This is a genomic window from Maribacter sp. 1_2014MBL_MicDiv, from assembly GCF_001865655.1.
GTDB classification, from domain to species: Bacteria; Bacteroidota; Bacteroidia; order Flavobacteriales; family Flavobacteriaceae; genus Maribacter; species Maribacter dokdonensis.
This window is the reverse complement of the sequence record NZ_CP011318.1, coordinates 562,249-584,244: the sequence shown is the minus strand read 5'-3', so window position 1 is coordinate 584,244 and position 21,996 is coordinate 562,249. Positions and strand designations below refer to the sequence as shown.

Below are 21,996 nucleotides of genomic sequence, written 5' to 3'. Positions count from 1 at the left end.
TGCCTTTTTATAAAATGTACTTTTTAGTTCCAAAATCACCATAAAAGGTCAGCAAATCGGTCAACATAATACTTTCAATTTTATTAACCTTCTATAAAAGGGGGCTCTAGAAATAGGTTCATCGGGAAACAAGGATTCGAACTATAGAAATTATTGAAAAATAAATCATAATTAAACTTGTATCCACCCTCGTTGTTCACAAAATATAGAATTTTCGCATAAGGTAAATTATAAGAAATTCTAAAATAGTCATTGGAATTATCTTAACTAAGAAAATGGAATAGTCTAAAGTCTATTATTTAAAAGCCTGTTTAATTTAGATTTTAAACTAAGCTCTTTAGATCAAAGTCTTTTAAAATTGAACTAGTGGCTAAGCTTTTTAACGGATTATAGCAAGTCTTCTTCATTCAGAGATATTTTTAACTCGGCCTGATTTTTCCAAAATCTATCCTTAATTTTCTGCATAATATCCTCAAAATCTGGATGGCTCTTTAATGGTTTTATCAATGGTTCATCTTCGATTAATAAAAACCAATACAGATAATTCTCTGTTTCGGAAAATATTCTAAGCTGTTCGATAGCCTCATTGATTTTTCCTTCATAAGCGTATTTCCAAACCAGATTCACACTTCTATAAATGGATTGATCTCCTTCGCAATATTCAGAGAAATCATTAAATAGTTTCTCAGCTTCCTTGTCCAATCCCATCTCTTTATAGACCAGTGCAATTTTGACATTTTCCTGTAAATAAATATCCAGACTATTTGCTTCCCTGGTTTCCACAAATTTTTTAAAATAGAAGTAGGCACTGTCATAATTTTCCTCGATGTAGTACAACTTCCCTATGTCCTGTAAAATATCAAGCCGAGTCGTATCTTTCTTCCATTCCTTTATCAACAAATTCCTTGTACGCTCAATATTACCGTCCTTGGCGAACAGTATAAATGCCTTTAAATGTGGAGCATAAAAATTTTCAGCATTATAATCCAACGAACTGTTAATATATTTTAAAGCTTCATCTGCAAATCCTGACGATACAAGCGCATTACTTAGTTGTAAATACGTATAGCTCTGAGTAATGGAATCACTAGCAACGGTTAGCTGAACCCCTTTTAATGCGTACTCTAGGTATTTATCAGTATTGGGCAGCATATGCGAATAAAATTCCGCAAGCATTTGCACCGCCAAAGATGAATTGGGGTTATATTCCAGCGCCTTATTAAGATGGGGCAAGGCCAATTGGTACTCCTTTGTTTGTATGTAGTAAAAAGCCTTTGCGACCAAGCTTTCGGCGGATTTTGAATCGTAAAGCAAGGCCTTATCCGCAAAGCTGTTAATCTTTTCGGTGTACTGTTTCTCTATTTGCGACATTTCTAGAAGATAGTATGAGATAGCGATGTTGGCATAGGCGAGGGCAAATTCTGGATCCTGCTCTATAGCTTTTTCGAATAATGAAATGGCCTTTTCCAAGCCTTCTTCTGAGCGAGAATAATAAGGGTCCAATGCCTGTAGGTAGTAATCATAGGCCAATAGGTTTTCAGTTGGTTTTTTTTCAATTTGCTCCAGTTCTGTCGGTGTTACGACGGCTGCAATGGCATCTGCAATTTTCTTGGCCACGTCGTTTTGCAATTCAAAAATGTCCTCGACTTCCCGACTGTACTGCTCTACCCAAATAGGGGTGTCCGTAGAAGCGTTGATCAATTGTATGTTGAGTAAAACTTGATTGCCTACGCGTTGGCCACTACCTTCTACCAAGTAGTTCACATGCAGCTCCTCTGCAATCTCTGGAATGCCCTTGTTCGTTTTTCTATATTTCTCTACCGAGGTTCTACTGATGACCCGCAAATCCTCGATTTTTTGAAGGTTGTTCAAGGCGGATTCCATCAGTCCGTTTACAAAATAAAGATTGGTGGAATCGCTGCTCTCATTTTTAAAGGGCAATACTGCAATGGATTTTTCAATTTTCGATTCATTTATAGCATCCTTTTTACTGAACAGCATTATGGCAACAAGTATCAATACTAAGGATGTTGAAGCAATAAACGGCCAACGGTATTGCTTCAAAAAGTTGGTTTGGACCTTTTCTGTTTCGACCACCACAGTACCTTTTCCAAGCTCCCCAGGAGAATATCCGTACTGTTCTCGAAAGCATTTAATGAAATAGGAAGTGCTTCCAAAACCTACTTGATATGAAATTTCGGAAACCGTTGAAGAATCTTCCTTTAGCAGTTTCATTGCTTCCTTAAGACGGACTTGACGTATAAACTGGCTTGCAGAAAGCTGTGTCTGTTTCTTGATCTTCCGGAGCAGGTTAGATCGGCTCATGTGCAGAGCTTCCGCAAGTTCGGACACCCCAAATTGTTCGTTGGCCAAATTTTCCAGAATTAGGGCTTCCGCTTGTTCTATAAAGTTTGGTTTTTTGGACGATGGATTTGGCATGTTGTTTTTTGCTGGCTCTAAATTAGGGAAAATATACAGAATTATGCGTTATCCTATAGGTCACCTATTAAAGGAAAAGACATCTTTTGCGTCATAATTTATATCCCTGCGTCAAAATTTTTATGCCCTCTTGAAACTTGATATAGTTCTCCGCATAGCTCCTACAGGTTGCTGCAAGTTCTATAGCACCTTTGTAACATCAAAAATCATAACGAACAATTTAAAACAATAATTATGAAAGCATCAATCACAAGAACAGCAACGGAGTCAAGAACAGGACAGTACTTTTCATCCTTTAGCGCAAGCAAAAGAACCCAATGGGCACAGTACAGAAACTTTAACCGCTAATCACGATCAATATGAAAAAATCAAAAAACAACACAGTCATGAAATCGAAGATTCACGAATACCTATAAAAATTAAATAACAAAGCCATGAGTAAAACGGGCATCAATCAATCGCCAACGGAATCTAGAAGGTTCACTTTCTTTACCCATTTTGAGGACAGCAAGAGAATCCGTTGGTCACATTCCAGACCTTACCTTCATTTAGAAGCCTAGTTTGTTGGTTTGAAAAAAGGGGTAGGCCCTAATCAAAGTCTATCCCTTACCATAACAAAATTATAACAATAATTAAAAATGTAATGATGAAATCAAAGATTCACGAATACCTATTAAAATTAAATAACAAAGACATGAGTAAAGCAATCAAAAAACAAGCTAAGTTAAAAGTGGCGTGTGCTGCCTTTACTTTAATATCTGCACTAGCATTTGCACAAAACAATTCTAACACTCAAAACAGCTTTAACCGAGATGGTTTTATCTTCGAATTTGGTCTAGGTGGCGGTATAATCAGTATAGAAGATAGTGCTGGAACCCAAAGTTTTGATGATACCCAAGGCGGTGGCACTTTTCCTGAATTAAAGTTTGGCTATATGCTTAACAACCGTTTAGCCGTTACCGTTTCTGCACCTGGAATGATTTACACGCTTAATGATAACGACAGGCACTTTGGAGGCATTATACCTTCTGTTCAGTACTGGGTAAAAGACCGGTGGTGGATACATGGTGGTGCCGGTTTAGCCATAGATGGCCCTGCCTTATATGATATTGAAGATAACATAAATGACGATTGGAATACGGGTTTAGCTGTTATGGCGAGCACGGGTTACGAAGTGTACAGAAAAAACAAATTTGCCTTAAACGTCCAATCCAAATTACTCTTGGGTGGTGTAAAGCTAGATAATAATAATGACAGAGAGGTGGTGCAATTTAGTTTAGGAATTGGCTTTAGCTGGTTTTAATCATTTGCACCGCCAAAGGGTATAATGCCCCAAGCCTTGCCTCGAAATTAAAAGTCCGTTTCCTACGAATGCATTGCGGGCTTGCCCCGAGGTCGTTTACTAAAGAAAAAATAATAGCAATAATCAAAAAAATTATAATCATGAAATCAAAGATTCAAGAATACCTATTAAAATTAAATAACATAATCATGAATAAACCATTTAGAATTAACACATTAAGAACCTTGGGACACATGTCATTAGGCCTTCTTTTACTTACGACCGCATGTGGTCAAACCAGCAGTAAATCAAAAACCGAAGTAACCACCAGTACCGAAACCAAGTCGGTAGTTGATGCACCAGAAATGGATATTCAAACAGCGATACTATCGGACAATCTTGAAGCCGTTAAACAGCATATTTCGGCAGGAACAGATTTGAACAAAAAAGACCCTATGACCGGGGCCACACCACTAATCACTGCCGCGAGCTTTGGAAAGCATAAAATTGCGCAAGCCCTTATTGATGCCGGTGCGGATTTATCGGCTAAAAATAACGATGGTGCAACAGCTTTGCATACGGCCGCATTCTTTTGTAGAGTCGAAGTCGTACAGTCACTTATTGATGCCAAAGCCGATAAGACCGCTAAAAACAACTTTGGTATGACACCAAGGGAAAGTGTTATGGGGCCATTTGCAGAAATAAAACCCATTTATGAAATGCTACAGCAGCAATTAGGGCCGATAGGTTTACAAATTGAGTTGACCGAAATCGAAAAAACCCGCCCGGTCATAGCAATGATGTTGCAATAATCGATTTTAAAATTAAACATGATGAAAACTGAAAGAAGATATGATATTGATTGGTTAAGGGTTATTGCCATTGGCTTGCTGCTCATTTATCACATCGCCATTGTATTTCAACCTTGGGCCATGTTCATTGGCTTTATCAGAAGCGATGAATTTCTAGAAGGTTTATGGAAACCAATGACCATGTTAAACGTCTGGCGGATTCCACTTTTGTTCTACGTCTCGGGAATGGGGCTCTATTTTGCCATGCGCAAGAGAAACTGGAAACAATTGCTTCTGGAACGGACAAAGCGTATTCTTTTACCCTTCGTCTTTGGCTTTATAGCCATAACCACCTTACACATGTATATTTTTCAGACGTATTATGATATGCCGTTGGGCTATTATCCGCATGTAGGGCATTTATGGTTTCTAGGGAATATTTTTGCATACGTCCTGCTGTTACTGCCCTTATTTTTCTATCTGAAAAAGAACGAGAATGGAAGATTTAAAAACGGCTTGTCCAAATTCATGGGTAATCCTGTTGGGCCTTTGTCGATTTCTATATTTTTTGTGCTTGAAGCATTACTGGTAAAACCCCAGCTATTCGCCCTATATGCGGAGACTTGGCATGGCTTTTTTATTGGATTTTTGGCCTTCTTTTTCGGCTTTCTTTTCGTGTACAGTGGTAAAACATTCTGGCAGACCGTTTTAAAATGGCGCTGGTTATATATTGGTTTGGCCGCCGTTCTGTTCGGCATAAGATATTTTAATTACGCGACGGAAGCACCCGGTTATCTTACGGCTATCGAATCCAATTGTTGGATTTTCGGCGTTTTCGGCCTCGGATATAAGTACTTGAACAAACCAAGTAAAATCCTGAGTTATTTGAGCCAAGCAGCGTATCCTGTTTATATCATACACATGTTTGTTTTGTACGCAGGGGCTATGTTCATATTGCCATTGGAAATACCTATCTTATTGAAATTCGTAGGTATTGTAGCTTTTACAGGTTTAGCCTGCTATCTCATTTATGAATTTATTATTAAAAGGATTGGATTCTTAAAGCCATTGTTTGGACTTAAATGGAAATCCAATAAAGCAAAAAAGCTCATGAAAATGTATCATCTAAAAATTAAGGACTCTTCAAATTAGTTCCAATTTAAAAAACCGAACGATTGGTCACACTTTTTAAGATACTTTCATGTTGCTTTTTTGATAGTATTGAAAGTTGAAATGTAACAAGCCTCGGTTTATTAAGTCTTCTTTAAAAATATTAAAATGTCGGAAAAATTAAGCCATCCCAAACAAATCTGGAAAACAATACTGTTGTTTTTGGGAATTTTAACCTTGCTAAGTGCTATCTGTTATTACGCAATACTCAAGCTGAACCCTACAAGCATCTATGTCGGGGCTTTAATGATGAGCCCTGCATTATCCGCCTTTATTACATTGAAGCTACTGAAAAGACCGATTTCAAGTCTTCCATTGGGTCTGAAACGTTTGAAAAATTTGCGCCTATCCTATTTGATTCCGGTAGCCTATATTATGATTGCCTATGTATTGATTTGGGTTTTCGGTTTTGGAAATGTGCTCAATCAGGAAACTATCACCGAGTGGTCGCAACAATTAGGCATGGAAGGTTTCAATAGTACTATTATACTATTAACTATGATTGTTCTCTTATCTATTGTTGGTGTTGTAAAGAACATTGGTTCGACATTGGGCGAGGAAATAGGATGGCGGGGATTCTTCATCTACGAACTTCGGAAACTATTTTCCTTTGGCACTGTTTCTATAATTAGTGGCCTAATTTGGGCGATATGGCATTGGCCAATTATCTTTTTAATTTACAAGGGAAGTGGAAACCTGTTGCTACACATTACAGCTTTTACCGTAATGATAGTGGCAATTTCGGTCATTTTGGCCTACTATACTTTTAAATCCAACAGCTTGTGGCCTGCGGCCCTATTTCATTCTGTACACAATATATTCATACAGAAGATTTTCACGCCGTTGACGATTACAAATGACCGCACTACTTTTTGGATAGATGAATACGGACTCATGCTACCGATTATTACGACGCTATTTGCCATCTATTTTTGGCGAAAGGCGAAAATTGAGAATCTATAGGTTTTCAGATAGTATATAAAACTACAGAATTATGACAAAGCAAAAATCAAAACGAATACTCAAAATCATATTTATTATGGCAAGCATCAGCTCACTATTTTTTGTACCATGGATTTTGCTAAGATTACTGTTAACACCATTACCTGAAACGGTTCAGGAACAGGTCAATGATGCCATTGGATACGGTTTGGACGGCATGATTGTTTATGTAGACCAAGCTGGAAAGCCACCTGAGTTTTATGCCGCTGGCTGGCAGGATCGAAAAAATAAGATTCCTGCCAACCCAAAAGCTTTATTCCGGATTGCCAGCATTAGCAAGTTGTATGTTGCTGTTGCCGTAGCAAAATTAGTTAATGACAATCAGTTGTCTTTAGACAAAACGCTCGCTGATTATATGCCGGAACTGGTGGGACGAATTGAAAATGCCGATAAAATCACCTTGAGAATGATGGTGCAACATCGGTCTGGTATTCCGAACTACACGGACTTTCCAGGTTTTTGGGCAAACGATTATTCTAAAAACACTAAAGAATCGCTCGATTTGGTCCTCGATACTCCTGCCGATTTTAAACCGGATAAAAAATATAGGTACTCAAATACCAATTATCTGTTGATTGGCGAAATCTTGGATAAAATATTGGGATATAGTCATCACCAATTTATCAAAAAAGAAATTTTAATGCCCCTCGGGCTCAACCACACCTACAGTTTGCTAAGTGAAGTGAATTTAGACGATGTTATGAGCGGATATGCCGTGGATTATGAGCCAGACCTAAAGCCCAATGATTTTGTAAGCCCTGCCGGCTCCATGGTGGCTACAGCACAGGATGTGGGTATATTCTTGAGGGCGTTGAACGACGGCTCCTTGCTCAATGATACTGAACAAGCTATCTATTCATCTATTTATATATATGAACATACAGGATTATTACCAGGTTACAGCAGTATTGCCAAGTATCACAAGGATATTGATGCTGTAGTTGTTCAATTTGTAAATACCAGTGGCGGATACTCTTGGAACGTATCAGAAAAAATTAATAATAGAATTGTAAAAATCCTGAAAAGGAGAAAGTAACCAATACCTTAAAATTAATATACTTGATAAAAAAAACAGATACTATGGAAACAAATGCATCAAACAATACCCCCAAGCTCATGAAAACTAAATCTCATCCTTTTTGGCGCTGGTTCTGGCTCACTTTCCTTGTTGTTTCTCTTTGGTATGCATGGTATTCATTCTATGTGCCTTCAAATGATATGGTTTGGAATGATGACATGGTGTCTGCTCAAAAGCTTGCTGACAGTTCTGACAAAAATATAATGTTATTTTTTACCGGGGAATGGTGTTCGCCTTGTCGCATTATGAAGCGTGAAATTTTTGGAGACAAAGAAGCTATGAATGCCATTAATGCGAAAGTTATACCCGTTGAGATTAATATTGATGACCCTAATGATAAAGAACTCGCAAAGCACTATAACATTGGCGCTACCCCAACTACAGTTTTTATTGATTCTGAAGGAAATGTAATTGATTACGCTGTAGGAAAGGTTGGGAGAACAAAATTCCTTGAAATACTTAAAAATTTGAATTTGCCTTAATTCTAAGTAAGGTAGAAGCGCCTGATATAAAAAACGACATTCTACATCTTGTAAATTACAAAAGACTAAAGACATTTCGCTTCCAAAAGCAGCCATAATAAAATTGGGTGATACTTTAGACGAAAGTTATGCAAATATCTTTTGGTTTAATGCTCAGATTATTGAAACGTTTAGGCTAAAACTAACTAGGATTCCTTCACAACGGTTAACCTAATAATAGTTTATTGACATTTGATTTATAAGTCTGTCCTATGGGAACTTTATGATCTCCAATGTAAATTCTGTTGCCTTCTACACTACGTATATGCTTTTTTGCAACTGCAAAAGACTTATGAACTTGAAGAAAATCATTGTCTGAAAATAATTGTATCATATCCGATATTTTTTCTCGAATGCTGATGATGCCATCAGTAGTAACAACTTTGGTATAGTTTCCAGAAGCTTCAATAAATAGTATGGAATCTATAGCTACCTGAACATGACCATTATTTTGCTTTAAAAAAATATGCTTTCCTTCAGGCTTTATAGTCTGCTGCCTTCCCATACTTATTGTACTAATGGTCGAAGACCTTACTTTATTAATAGCACTCAAAAAACGTTCTAAACTAAAAGGTTTTAACAGGTAATCTACAACGTTTAATTCGTAGCCTTCAATTGCGAATTCGCTATAGGCGGTCGTGACAATAACTTTAGGAGGTGATGATAAGGTTCTTAAAAATTCGAATCCTTTTAACTTGGGCATATTTATATCTAAAAAGATTAGGTCAACTTGATGTGTATTCAAATACTCAAGCGCTTCCAAAGCGCTATAACAGTTTTTCTGCAACTTCATATGCGGAAGCATTTGACAATATTCCATGATAATCTTGTGGGCTATATGTTCATCATCTATGATTAGATATCTCATTATTTTAATTTTAGAGATAGTTTAACTTTATAACTATTGGTGTTTACGTCAAAAGAAAGAGCATGCTTATTTGGATAAACTAGCTCTAATCTTCTCTTTAAGTTTTTTAAACCAATACCTTCTGTATTGGGTGTTTGTTGTAATTCAAAATTATTTTCAATTATGAAATTTACGTTATTATCCTTTTCGGTGAAGTTAATATGGATATACGCGTCTTTTTCTAAATTTTCCAAGCCATGCTTAAAAGCATTCTCTACTAGAATAATAAATAGTAAAGGCATAATTTTAGCTTGCGGATTCTCAATTTCAGAATTAAATTGAATATCAGACTTTTTATGATAGCGTATTCCTTGAAGTTCAATATAGTTTTTTAAGTAATCTAATTCTTGTTTAAGGGTAACCCAATCTTTTTGGCCCTCATAAATACTATATCGCATCATATCAGAAAGTTTAAGTACCATTTCCCTTTCCTTAGAATCTTTTTCCATTAATCCATACAAATTGTTGAGTGTATTGAAGAAGAAATGTGGGTTTACCTGACTTTTTAAATGCAGTAATTCTGTTTTTTCTTTTTCATTCTTTAATCGAATAATTGATTTGATCTGTTTAAAAACCCAGTGGGCAATTGTAATGATTAAGAGAATAAAGTACAATACAACAAACTCAGCAAACCCTTCTAATTTACCAAAAGTGTCATTAAAGATTACAATGACTATACCTATAATTACAAGGGATATCTTATAAACCCTGTTTATAATTTTCTTATTTCTATCTGATATTTTCAACTTCATAGGTCAAGATTAATTAAATAAAACTCCTCCTACAAATTAGTTGACAAACAATAGATTCAGAGGGATAAACACCTGCTTAGTAGGGATAAAGTACGTTTGCACCCTTCTTAAGGTCTTGTATCACGCTTAACATGAGATGTGTCACTTTTTGTTTTTTACAATTAAGGCCCACCATAAGTTTGCCTCAATCAATCAAAAACGAACAGTATGGAACTTAGAATTGACAATCTATCAAAAACGTATTCAAACGGGATTAAAGCTTTACAAAATATTTCACTAGATATGCCAATAGGCATGTTTGGTCTATTAGGGCCAAATGGTGCAGGCAAGTCTACGTTAATGCGAACTATTGCAACACTGCAAGAAGCCGATGCTGGTTCCATTGTTCTTGGAGACATCGATGTATTAAAACAAAAAAATGAATTGCGACAGGTATTAGGTTATTTGCCGCAACAATTTGGTTTGTATCCAAAAATATCTGCCGAAGTATTACTTAATCATTTCGCAGTGCTTAAAGGCATCACTAATAAAAACGAACGCAAAGAATTAGTGAAAGCGCTTTTGTATAAAACCAATTTATATGACGTACGACAACAAAACCTTAAAGGATTTTCTGGTGGGATGAAGCAACGTTTTGGTATTGCACAAGCCTTACTTAACAATCCGAAGTTACTTATTGTAGATGAACCCACTGCAGGATTGGATCCCGTAGAACGCAATCGATTTTACAACGTTCTAAGCGAGCTTGGGGAACATACCGTGGTTATTTTATCCACACACATTGTTGACGATGTCAAAGAGCTCTGCACAAATATGGCCATTATTAATCAAGGACAAGTATGCTTAAAAGGGCAGCCGTTGCAAATACTAGAAGACCTAAAGGATAAAGTCTATAAAAAAACAATCGAGAAATCAGAATTGAACCTATATAAAGAAAATTATCAGGTCATCAGTGAACGATTATTTCTTGGAAAACCAACCATTCATATCGTAAGTGACACAAATCCAGGAGACGGTTTTTCGCTTATTAATGCCGAATTAGAGGACGTCTATTTTTCGGAAATATTCAATACTACTAACCTTAAATCTAATTAGCTATGTGGTATACTATTTTTAAGTTCGAAATACAATACCGAATTAAACGACCAGATACTTATGTGTTCTTCCTTTTTCTATTTCTATTTTCAATTGTTGGTGTTGACTTTATTTTTCAAGGTTCAGACATGGGGTTGATGAAAAATAATTCACCCATAGTGATTGCAAAAACTATGGGAGCTATTACCGGTATATTTATGATTTTAGCCTCAATGATAATGGGCGTTTCTGTACTAAGGGATTTTGAATACAATATAGAATCATTGCTATTTTCTGCACCAATCAACAAAAAAGATTATTTACTAGGTCGATTTTTAGGATCGTTTGCAGTTTTGCTATTTGCATTTACAGGTATTTTATTTGGCATGATGCTAAGCGAATTTATGCCATGGCATAATCCAGAAGATCTATTAGGGTTTAATGCCATTGTTTATATAAAGACATTTTTAATGGTAACGTTACCAACGTTGTTTTTTGGAGCTTCGTTATTTTTTGTTACAGGTGCTTTAAGCAGAAACCTGGTGGTAGTTTATACACAAGGTATTATTTTATTTGTGATTTTTATGCTAACCAAAGCTATCACTAATGAATTTTGGCAAGCCATTCTAGATCCATTTTCGCTAACAACAACCACTTTTGCGACAAAGTCTTGGTCAGCGTTAGAAAAAAGTACACAAGAACTTCCTTTTATTGGAGCATTGCTGTATAACAAACTATTTTGGATGTCTCTAGGAATACTGGCGCTAATCTATGGTTATAAAAAATTCAATTTTAATGTTGTTAAAGAAAAGCGATCAAAGAGAAAGCAAGTTGAAAAATTAGTTGGTAAAAGCACTAGTGTTGTTAGTGATATAGAAATTCCTGAAGCTACACAGCAATATGGATTACTTTCAAAATGGAATCAATTAAAACAATTTTCTTGGTTTTACTTTATCAGTATTTGCAAGCAAGCATCATTTTGGGGAATTGTTCTTTGTGGGATGATTATCATTCTCATTAATTCCGTAAATCTTGGAACTGTATATGGTGTTGATAGCTATCCAGCAACCTATTTTATTGTTGAAGAACTCAAAGAAACATCTATTTATTTCTTCATAATAATTTTAGTGTTTTATTCAGGTGAATTGGTATGGAAAGAGCGAGGTGCTAAATTAGATTTGATCTATGACGCAACACCAATGTCTAGTTTTATCAAACTAATGGGTAAATACATTGGATTAAACGTAGTGTATGTAGTATTAATGCTCGCACTAATTGGTTCAGGAATTCTATTTCAAACATTAAGTGAGTATTACAAATATGAATTCCAAGTCTATTTTTATGGTTTCTTCTTAGAGATTTTACCGTTTTTAGCACTGTATACATGCATTGCATTTTTTATTCAATCTGTGGTAAACCATAAGTTTGTAGGCATAATGTTGGTGATTGTATTTTTTATAGCCAATGTTGCTTTAGGTTTATTCGAGTTTGATCACGATTTATATTTTTTCGGAGGAAGTGCTTTAGGAACGTATTCTGATATGAATGGTTATGGTCATTTTTTAAAACCCTATCTGTTAATTAAATCATATTGGTTTCTCTTCGGAATACTATTATTAATTATTGGGTCTTTAGTAAACGTTAGAGGTACTGAAACCAATTTAATGCAACGAATAAGAGCTGGCAAAAACAGATTGAGCAAGCCGCTTTTTAAAGTTGCTTCTATGGTCTTTTTAGTATTTATACTAATGGGAAGTTTTATCTTTTACAATACGAATATTTTAAACACCTATTGGACCAATACTAAAGCAACTGAATTTAGAGTATCTTATGAAAAGGAACTCAAACAGTTTGAATATATACCACAGCCCAAAATAGTAGATGTGAATTTAAAAGTGGAATTGTATCCTTCATCAAGAAACTATACTGCAGAAGGTTATTACGTATTAAAAAACACCAATGCACAGCCCATAAATGAGATTCATGTTCAAAAACTAATTGAAGAGAACGTCACATTAGACGCTGTCACTTTTGATGGAGGCGCAACAGAAAATAATACATACGCTACCTACGGTTATTCCATCTATAAGTTGTATAACCCTTTGAATCCTGGAGATTCAATTAAAATGAACTTTAAGCAATCATTCACTACGAATGGATTTGAAGCAGGTAATTCAAATGCTAATATTGTAGAAAATGGAACATTTTTTAACAACAAAGACTTTCCAACATTAGGATACAACAGAAAATATGAGCTAAGTGATAGCAAAGAACGTTCAGAATATAATTTACCTGAAAGAATAAATAGAGCTAATAGAAATGACGTGAAAGAATTAATGAATGCAAGATCTGGTAGTGATTCTGACGGTATTAATTTTGAAATGGTCATAGGAACCGAAATTGACCAAACAGCCTTAATTCCCGGGAATTTATTGAAGGAATGGACAGAAAATAATCGTAATTATTTTCATTATAAAATGGAAATTCCAATGATTGATTTTTACTCAATTGTTTCAGCAAGGTATGACATAAAAAAAGACAAATGGATTTCAAAATCTGATGCTTTTTCGAAACAAGTAGATCTGGAAATTTACTATCATAAAGGTCATGAGTACAACATAGATAGAATGATGACGGCTATGAAAGCCTCATTAGATTACTATAGCACAAATTTCAGTCCGTATCAATATGAACAGTTACGTATCATGGAGTTTCCGCGTTATGCGCAATTTGCACAATCATTTCCTGGCACTGTTCCATTCTCAGAATCTATAGGTTTTGTTTTAGATATTGATGATGAAACCGATGTAGATATGGCATTTTATGTAACTGCACACGAAATTGCCCACCAATGGTTTGCTATGCAAGTAGAAGCCGCAAATGTAAAAGGGCAATACTTTATTTTGGAAACACTTTCTCAATATGCAGCAATAATGGTTTTACAAAAGCACTATCCAATAGAAAAGGTTCAGCAGTTTTTGGAATTGCAATTAGAGAAATACGAAGAAGGGAAACTCAGAGAATCTGGGGCAGAACCATCGCTAGCATTAGTAGATAATCAAGACTATATTTATTATGCCAAAGGTGCCATTAACATGTATCAATTTCAAAAGGTCATAGGCGAGGAGCAGGTCAATAAAGCTTTAAGACGCTTTTTGGAAGATTGGAATACTACAAATGGTAAGCTAAAAATAAATTCCAATCGCTATGCCACCAGTCAAGACTTGTTGGGCTATTTTAGAGCGGTTACACCATATTCGCTTCAGCATGTGATAGTTGATCTATTTGAAAGTGTTAAGCCTGTAGAATTGTAATGTCTTACTAGGTTACGGAATTAAGATTGAGCATCTTATAAAATTAGAGTTTATTACGAGGGCCATGAATACCGAACTAAATAAGTAACTAGCAATGAATATGCTGAAGCGGAAGATCAGGTTATTACAGTTTATAAAAATAGTAATGACCTGAGTTAACAATAATTATACGTCTCAATCCGGATTGCTATCGGGGGGAGAGTAATAGACATGGGAGGAAACTTTATTTCGATTTACGTTTAAACCTTCAATCGTGCGTCTATGTATTTTTCCTTTCCGTATTTAAAATCAATGTGTTTCTTTGTAAATGAATGAATAGCAATACAAAAACACTCAAAAATAATACTACAAGGGCTCTTTATTGGAAGTGCCAATTATTAGGATGGTGTACGGTTTCAGTTTATTGGGCATACACGGTTTACACTAGGGATGACTATGGGGTATTTTACACTTTCTGTAATTATGTTTTGGATGTAGGCATCGGAATTTTCCTGACCCATATGTACAGAACATATGCTTTAAAGGCCAATTGGAGTCAATTACCCATCCAAAGGCTGCTTATTCGAGTAATTACCAGTATACTTTTATTGGCTTTTTTATATGTGCTTTTGAACAATTTAAAGTGGTATGGTTACTGGACCTTGATTGCAGAACAAGATAAGGATATATGGGTATCGCTTCTTTATTGGGACCCTATATTACTTACCGGTTTACGGTTAATGTCTATCTGGATTTTAGCGTATCATCTGTATCACTATTATCAAAAAGAAGTTGTAACTGCAAGAGAATATGCTCAACTTTCCTTAGTGGCAAAACAAGCACAATTAGATAATTTATCGGCTCAACTTAACCCACATTTTTTATTTAATTCCTTGAATTCCATAAAGTCCTTAATCGTTGAGAACCCTAATGTAGCCAGACGTGGGATAGACCTATTGTCCGACTTATTACGTTCCTCATTATATGAAAAAGAAAAAGACCTAATTTCAATAAAAAACGAATTAGCTTTAGTAAATGATTATATAGAGCTGGAAAAACTTCGTTTTGAAGAACGATTGACCATTGATATCACCATTGATAAAACGTTAGCCCATTTTAAAATTCCCACATTGAGCATCCAATTGTTGATAGAAAATGCTATTAAACATGGAATTGACAAAGTTATTGAAGGTGGGCTAATAACTTTGAAGATTGGTAAGAACGGAGATCAAGTCTATATACAAGTTCAAAATCCAGGAAAATTAACTGATACTAAACCTGCAAAAGGTTTAGGTTTAATGAACTTAAAGAAACGCCTGGAGCTTCAATATAATAAAGAGGCTTCTATTACTTTAGAAGAAATAGCTAATAATATAGTACAAGCGACTATACTAGTACCCTATAAAACAGATGAAAACATATAAAGCGGTTATTATCGATGATGAACGTTTAGCGCGAGAAGAGGTAAAACGTGCTTTAAAAAAATATCCGGAATTTATCGTTGTTGGAGAGGCAAACAATGTGGATGCGGCCATAAAATTGATTGCGAATGAAGATCCAGACCTATTGTTTTTGGACATACACATGCCTGAAAAGTCAGGATTTGATTTATTAGAAGAATTAACCACCGTTCCAGAAGTTGTTTTTACAACTGCGTATGACCAATACGCTGTAAAAGCTTTTGAGTTGAATGCATTAGATTATTTGGTTAAACCTTTACGGGAAGAACGCTTTGCAAAAACCATAGAAAAAGTAAAACAGGAGTTGGCAGAGAAGGCAAAGGTGTCACAAGATGTTTTGCCCATGCATAAAAAGATTTTTATTAAAGACGGCGAAAAATGTTATTTCATTCCAATTTCTGATATCTACTATATTGAATCGATGGATAATTATGCGCGCCTATACTTTGGTGGTAAAAAGGCTATGATCAAACGTTCATTAAATCTACTTGAAAAAAAGTTAGATACCACCGTGTTTTTTAGAGCCAATAGGGGTCAAATTATCAACACACATTTTATTAAAGAAATTCACCCGCATTTTAATAATAAGCTACACATCATCTTGATTTCTGGTGAAAAGATTGAAGTTTCAAGCCGACAGTCTGTTAAGTTTAAAAACTGGAATAGCTTATAATTGATTGGTTTGTAAATTAATTTTACGCTTATTTTCTTTTATTCACGTTCCTGTACTTTCCCTTTACACATTTATATATTCATCATTTCTTTGCTTCATAGATAAAATTTTAATTAAAAAAATAGAACGATGTGTAACTTCAAAAATAATTATCACCTACCTGTAATTCTAATTGTTTTGATCATTATGGGACTATATTCATGCACCAATGACACCTTAAAAATCGCTGCGCAACCTACTTTATCCGATTATTCCGTTGGAGAAAAATGGATCTGGAAGTATAAAGGTGTTACCACCGAAGGCGAGGTACGTTCAGAGGGAGAAGATACAAGAGAAGTAGTTATTGCAGATGGTGTTTTGGGGATGACAATGGGTAATGATACGATTCCAATAACAGACATTGTAAAACCGGAAGAAAGCGAAACGCCAAGATATGACTGGCCTTTGGAAGTGGGTAAAAAGTGGAAATATGAAAAAAATTGGACAAGTCAAGATGGTACCACAGGAAAGCAAAGTCAAGATGTCGAGGTTTTATCCTTTAAAGAAGAAACGGTAGAAGCAGGAACGTTCATGGCCTATACGATTCAATACAAAGGTGTAATAACAAATTCGAGAGGGTATAATGCCAAAACGGATGAAGTTTGGTTGTATGCTCCAGCTGTAAAAAATTTCATAAAACTTACCCAAACTCAAGATGACTTTTTATACGAAGAGGAGTTAAAGCAGTATTCAAACTAAAATGAAAATCGAGCATTTTCCCACTGCACTTTAAAAAAGGAAACAATGAAAAAAACATTCTTGATAGTATTTCTAATTCTAATTCATCTTACTTCTTTTGGACAAGAATTTAACTTTAAAAAAGTACAAGCGTCCAATGCAAAGGCCCTTGCAAATCAAATGCAAGCCTTAGCGGCATCTTATCCGCTAAAGGAGTTATCAGGTTTGGACTTGATCAAGGTTCAGATCGTAAGTGGAAAATATGACGATGCCATAGCAACTATCGAGAAAGAAATTAAGGACAAGCCAAAAACGGAACAGATATATATAAATTTATATCACCAGTATGCTAAAGCAAAACTCACACCTAACTTTCCTGTGGCCTTTAAAGAATTATATAAATCCTATGTGACAAAGGCCGATGATTTTCAGGTACTGAATTTAGATGACACATTAATTGCCAGAGATGGAACAGACTATTTTATTTCTGATTTTGAACGTACGTATGAGAATATAACTGCTGAAACGATTTCGAATGAAACTGCACAAAACTTAATCCACAAATATTTCTTAAAAAAGGTTTATGAATCCACCAGAGATTTGTTTTTTCAAGCAATACAGCAAGACCATAAACGCAGATATATTATAAATGATAGCATAATAGTGCCAATGAAAGATGGTGCAGAAGTTTCCGTAGTAGTGGTTGAAAGAAAAGAGACTATCAAAGCTAAGAAACCTGCCATCTTAATTGCTTCTATTTACGCAGGTACCAATGAGACTGGGGCTATGTTATCAGCCTCAAAAGGCTATGTTGGAGTGATAGCCAATACAAGGGGAAAACGATTGAGCAGAGGTGAGATAAAGCCTCTTGAATATGAAAATATGGATGTTTATGAAGTGATTGATTGGATTAGCAAGCAGCCTTGGTCCAATCAAAAAGTAGGTATGTACGGTGGTAGTTATAACGGATTTACCCAATGGGCATCCATGAAACATAAAGTGCATCCAGCTTTAAAAACCATTGTTCCCATGGTAGCCATTGCACCCGGAATTGATTATCCAATGGAAAATAATGTCCTGCATAATTATTCCTACTCTTGGAATTTTTATGTGACCAATAATAAGTTCCTGGATTTTAAAGCTTCACAAGATTTTAATCGTTGGAATACCTTAAAAAACACATGGTATACCTCTGGAGTTGCCTTTAATAGATTGGATAGCTTGGATGGTCAAGTCAATAGATTATGGAATGCCTATATGCAGCATCCTAGTTATGATGATTACTGGAAGAAAATGATTCCTTATAAACAAGAATTTTCAAAAATCAACATTCCAATTTTGACCATAACAGGCTATTATGACGATTCTCAAAGAGGAGCCCTATATTATTATGACCAGCATACTAAGTATGTAAAAAATCCAAATCACTATGTATTGGTTGGACCTTACGATCATTGGACGGCGCAAACCCAACCTCAGGAGTTCTTAAGGAATTATAAATTAGATAAAACCGCCTTAATTGACATTAGATATGACTTGGTTTATCAATGGTTCGATTACACCTTAAAAGGTAAAGAAAAACCAAGTATTCTAAAAGATAAAGTGAATTTTCAGGTAATGGGAACCAATACATGGATGCACAAACCGAGTTTAAGTGCTATGTCCAATGATACCTTGACTTTTCATTTAAGTGATGCTAAAACGGATAATTTTTATGCTTTAAAATCGAAACCAAATAACTCAGAGATTCAAATGTCTGTTGATTTTAAAGATCGAAAAAACATGACCAACACAGACTATTATCCTTGGCCTTTAGAAAAGGAAAACTTCAATATAAGTGATGGATTGTTATTTAAATCGGAACCCTTAGAGGACGATGTGATTATCAATGGATCCTTTCTCGGAAATCTAGAAATCACTATCAATAAAAAAGATGTTGATTATTCCGTTATCCTATATCAATTAACGCCAGAAGGGAACTATTTTCATTTAAGCTATTATATTGGAAGAGCGAGTTATGCTCAAGATAGGGAGCATAGACACTTGCTAACTCCCAATAAAAAGATACAAGTATCCTTCAACAATTCTAAACTAATCAGTAAAAAACTACAAAAAGGAAGTCGGATGGTAGCTGTGGTCAATGTGAATAAAAACAATAATGCACAACTTAATTATGGAACAGGTAAGGATGTGAATGAAGAAAATATTAAAGATGCAGAAGTCCCTTTAAAAATTATATTTTCAGGTAATAGTAGTATTTCCTTACCGGTTTGGTATTCCCTAAGGGAATAACCAAATTCTTATTAGTATATTATTGGCAAAAAAAGCCTGTTCGATTCTCCTTTTGGCTGTTTTTTTCCGTGGAGGGGCTGCAGGGTTGTACTTATTGATCGAAGCAAAATTAACGATGCGGTGAGTTCCATAGTAAAAATATTTTAGAAAAGGAGCCCCAAAGAATAATTTAATGAATTTGGTATTATCTCACAAATGGTTATGGAATTGAGTGAAGTCCATGACCTTTACTTTCCGTTTTTCGGTATATAGGTTTAAGGCCTTGAAAAAATTATTTTAAAAAGGAGTATCATTCATATGTATAGAATTATATGTAATCCAAATTGATTACATATTTCTATGGCATTTCAAGCTTTAGAAGTATTTGCAAGGTTATCCCATTAATTGTTAAATAAACTATATGGTTTTTGTAAATTTAGCTTTATATAATGCCTGTAATCGATAAGAAATCAATAGCTGTCTTGCCATTTGTTAATTTGAGTAATGATATTAACAATGTATATTTCTGCGATGGCTTAACCGAAGAAATAATTAACGCCTTAGCATCTATAAAGGTATTATTAGTGACCTCTCGTACTTCTTCCTTCTATTTTAAAAACAAAACAGTTACAACTAAAGAGATAAGAGAGAAGTTAAAGGTAGCTACCTTTATTGAAGGCAGTGTAAGAACATCCAAAAATAAAATGCGCATTACAGTGCAAATGATTGATGCTTTGGATGACTTTCATTTCTGGTCAGAGACTTTTGATAGAAATCCTGAAAATATTTTTGAAATTCAAGATGAAATTAGTCTGTTTATTGCCGAAAAATTACGCGAACACATTGGACATCTTGAAATCGAAGATAAGCCAGTAGAAGCTATTGATGTACCTGTAGCTATTTATAGAGAATATTTGAAAGGAAGGTACTACATCATGAAACTAGATTATAAAAACTCTATAAAGGGTATCAATATCTTAAAAGAAGTAATACATAAATCACCCAATTTTTCAAATCCCTATTTAGATATAAATCTAGCCTATGTTCATATGGGAACTATGGGGCTTTTGCCCGCATTTGAAGCATACGAGAAGGCCCAGCCTTATTTGTTAAAGGCATTAGAGCTAGACCCAAACTCATCAAGGTCACAATTGAATTTGGCTTGGATAGAATGCTGGCAAAACTGGAATCTTAAGAAAGCTTACGAACATGCCAATAAGGCTTTGGAGATGCAACAAGCAGACGATATTTACTTAACCATTTCTAATTTTTTGACCGTAGAAGGAAAATTAGATGCGGCAAGTAATTATCTTGACAAAGCCTTACAGTTAGATCCTTATGCCGCTATAAATCATCATTACAAGGGTTTTTTATACTACTTGAAAGAAGATTATAAAACTGCGATACCTTATCTAAAAAAGGCATTAGATTTAGACCCTAAGTTACCCTTTCCACCAATTTATATAGGGATTTGTTTATTGATGTCAGGCAAACCAAATGAAGCTTTGACATATTTCGGTTCACTTGAAGGCGTTTCTGTGAAAGACCTCACCAAATTAGGAGGTGAAACCATGTGCTATGCAAAGCTCAATGAAACAGAAAAATGCAATGATGGATTAAAAGAATTAGAGACGTATTTAAATACTGATCTTGTAGATAAGGCATTTACGTTTTTGATATTGGTAAATGCCTTGTTAGATAATAACGAAAAGGTAATTGATTTAATAACTCAAGCATACAATAATCGTTTGCCAGTAATTTTATTATTGAATCCATCCCCAATTCTTAAACCTGTAAAAAATCACAAAAGGTTTAAAGACATCATGCTAAAAGCCATTCCAGATAATTTAAATTATAAACAGAAAAAGAAGTATAAACAGGCTTTACTAGATTCCAACGAAATCAAAAAGTATTGCAAAGAACTGGAGCAAATAATGATAGACTACAAACTGTATTTAAATCCAGACCTATCCTTAAAAGATTTAGCTTCTTACTTGGAACTTCCTGCGAACTATGTATCCCAATTATTAAACTTGGGGTTTCAAAAAAACTTCTCGGAATATGTTAATACCTATAGAATTAACGAATTTAAAGAGCGGGTTCTTCTAGAGGAAAACAAAGGTTTAACCTTAATGGCTGTGGCATACGATAGTGGTTTTAATTCTAAAACCGTATTTAATACGTTTTTTAAAAAAATAGAGGGGATAACACCAAATACTTACCTTAAGAGTAATAGTTAGTTCTGATTAAAAAATAGAACCTTCCTTTTATAACCTACAATTAGTTTTACTTCATCAAATTAGTAACAGTAAGAGATTACTTGATTTATACTTAGGCAATATTTCAAAATTCGTCATAATCTATAGTGTTGCTTCATAATTTATAGTCTTGCGCTAAACTTAATAACTCTTGCTTCATAACTGTTTACTGTTGCTTCAAGGTTCATGGCATCTTTGTACCATCAAATCGGAATAGTTATTCTAAAAATTCAAAATTAATTAATTAGAATGCTGTTTGCTGATTAAAAGATTTGGTTCTGGTTTTTAAAGTAGAACTTTTTGGTTGC

Annotated in this window: 17 protein-coding genes; 14 read left to right on the top strand and 3 right to left on the bottom strand. The window is 34.8% G+C overall.

Features of this window, described 5'->3' with window-relative positions:
- Window positions 1-387: 387 nt before the first annotated feature.
- A complete protein-coding gene (locus tag YQ22_RS02375; protein WP_071339933.1) occupies window positions 388-2,439 on the bottom strand; it encodes a helix-turn-helix domain-containing protein in 2,052 nt (683 codons plus the stop codon).
- A gap of 434 nt (window positions 2,440-2,873) precedes the next feature.
- Here YQ22_RS02375 and YQ22_RS19370 point away from each other — a divergent pair, with 434 nt between their 5' ends.
- From YQ22_RS19370 to YQ22_RS02345, 7 genes are all read left to right on the top strand, one after another.
- Entirely contained in the window at window positions 2,874-2,999 is a 126-nt protein-coding gene (locus YQ22_RS19370; RefSeq protein ID WP_257786209.1) for a hypothetical protein, read from the top strand.
- A gap of 134 nt (window positions 3,000-3,133) precedes the next feature.
- Complete coding sequence (locus YQ22_RS02370) at window positions 3,134-3,742, top strand: hypothetical protein (protein WP_071342478.1); 609 nt, start codon at window positions 3,134-3,136, stop codon at window positions 3,740-3,742.
- A gap of 188 nt (window positions 3,743-3,930) precedes the next feature.
- Window positions 3,931-4,533 carry an ankyrin repeat domain-containing protein gene (locus tag YQ22_RS02365; protein WP_071342477.1) on the top strand — a complete coding sequence of 201 codons (603 nt, stop codon included), beginning with the start codon at window positions 3,931-3,933 and terminating at the stop codon, window positions 4,531-4,533.
- 21 nt (window positions 4,534-4,554) lie between these two features.
- Complete coding sequence (locus YQ22_RS02360) at window positions 4,555-5,664, top strand: acyltransferase family protein (RefSeq protein WP_054557955.1); 1,110 nt, start codon at window positions 4,555-4,557, stop codon at window positions 5,662-5,664.
- Between the two features lie 126 nt (window positions 5,665-5,790).
- Entirely contained in the window at window positions 5,791-6,645 is an 855-nt protein-coding gene (locus YQ22_RS02355) for a CPBP family intramembrane glutamic endopeptidase (RefSeq protein WP_071339932.1), read from the top strand.
- Between the two features lie 31 nt (window positions 6,646-6,676).
- Entirely contained in the window at window positions 6,677-7,720 is a 1,044-nt protein-coding gene (locus YQ22_RS02350; protein ID WP_071339931.1) for a serine hydrolase domain-containing protein, read from the top strand.
- Between the two features lie 44 nt (window positions 7,721-7,764).
- The gene (locus YQ22_RS02345; RefSeq protein ID WP_071339930.1) at window positions 7,765-8,244 is read left to right on the top strand and encodes a thioredoxin family protein; all 480 of its coding nucleotides are present in this window, start codon (window positions 7,765-7,767) and stop codon (window positions 8,242-8,244) included.
- Between the two features lie 205 nt (window positions 8,245-8,449).
- On the opposite strand, the gene YQ22_RS02340 is transcribed toward YQ22_RS02345, so the two are convergent.
- Both YQ22_RS02340 and YQ22_RS02335 read right to left on the bottom strand, forming a co-directional pair.
- On the bottom strand, window positions 8,450-9,151 hold the full coding sequence (locus tag YQ22_RS02340; protein WP_335626523.1) for a LytR/AlgR family response regulator transcription factor: 702 nt from the start codon (window positions 9,149-9,151) through the stop codon (window positions 8,450-8,452).
- Window positions 9,151-9,942, bottom strand: coding sequence for a sensor histidine kinase (locus YQ22_RS02335; RefSeq protein ID WP_071339928.1), 792 nt, complete (start codon window positions 9,940-9,942; stop codon window positions 9,151-9,153). Before YQ22_RS02335 ends, YQ22_RS02340 begins: the two co-directional genes overlap by 1 nt.
- 207 nt (window positions 9,943-10,149) lie before the next feature.
- Here YQ22_RS02335 and YQ22_RS02330 point away from each other — a divergent pair, with 207 nt between their 5' ends.
- The 7 genes from YQ22_RS02330 (at window position 10,150) to YQ22_RS02300 (ending at window position 21,670) form a co-directional block, all read left to right on the top strand.
- Complete coding sequence (locus YQ22_RS02330; protein WP_071339927.1) at window positions 10,150-11,037, top strand: ABC transporter ATP-binding protein; 888 nt, start codon at window positions 10,150-10,152, stop codon at window positions 11,035-11,037.
- Between the two features lie 2 nt (window positions 11,038-11,039).
- Window positions 11,040-14,330: an ABC transporter permease/M1 family aminopeptidase gene (locus tag YQ22_RS02325; RefSeq protein ID WP_071339926.1), complete on the top strand. Its 3,291-nt coding sequence runs from the start codon at window positions 11,040-11,042 to the stop codon at window positions 14,328-14,330.
- A gap of 311 nt (window positions 14,331-14,641) precedes the next feature.
- Window positions 14,642-15,733 (top strand): sensor histidine kinase, encoded by a 1,092-nt coding sequence (locus tag YQ22_RS02320; protein ID WP_071339925.1) that lies wholly within the window; start codon window positions 14,642-14,644, stop codon window positions 15,731-15,733.
- Window positions 15,720-16,442: a LytR/AlgR family response regulator transcription factor gene (locus YQ22_RS02315; protein ID WP_071339924.1), complete on the top strand. Its 723-nt coding sequence runs from the start codon at window positions 15,720-15,722 to the stop codon at window positions 16,440-16,442. The genes YQ22_RS02320 and YQ22_RS02315 overlap by 14 nt, the downstream gene beginning before the upstream one ends.
- Before the next feature lie 129 nt (window positions 16,443-16,571).
- Entirely contained in the window at window positions 16,572-17,180 is a 609-nt protein-coding gene (locus tag YQ22_RS02310) for a hypothetical protein (protein ID WP_071339923.1), read from the top strand.
- A gap of 45 nt (window positions 17,181-17,225) precedes the next feature.
- Complete coding sequence (locus tag YQ22_RS02305) at window positions 17,226-19,451, top strand: CocE/NonD family hydrolase (protein WP_071339922.1); 2,226 nt, start codon at window positions 17,226-17,228, stop codon at window positions 19,449-19,451.
- A 428-nt stretch (window positions 19,452-19,879) separates the two neighbouring features.
- Window positions 19,880-21,670: a helix-turn-helix domain-containing protein gene (locus YQ22_RS02300; protein ID WP_071339921.1), complete on the top strand. Its 1,791-nt coding sequence runs from the start codon at window positions 19,880-19,882 to the stop codon at window positions 21,668-21,670.
- Window positions 21,671-21,996: the final 326 nt, after the last annotated feature.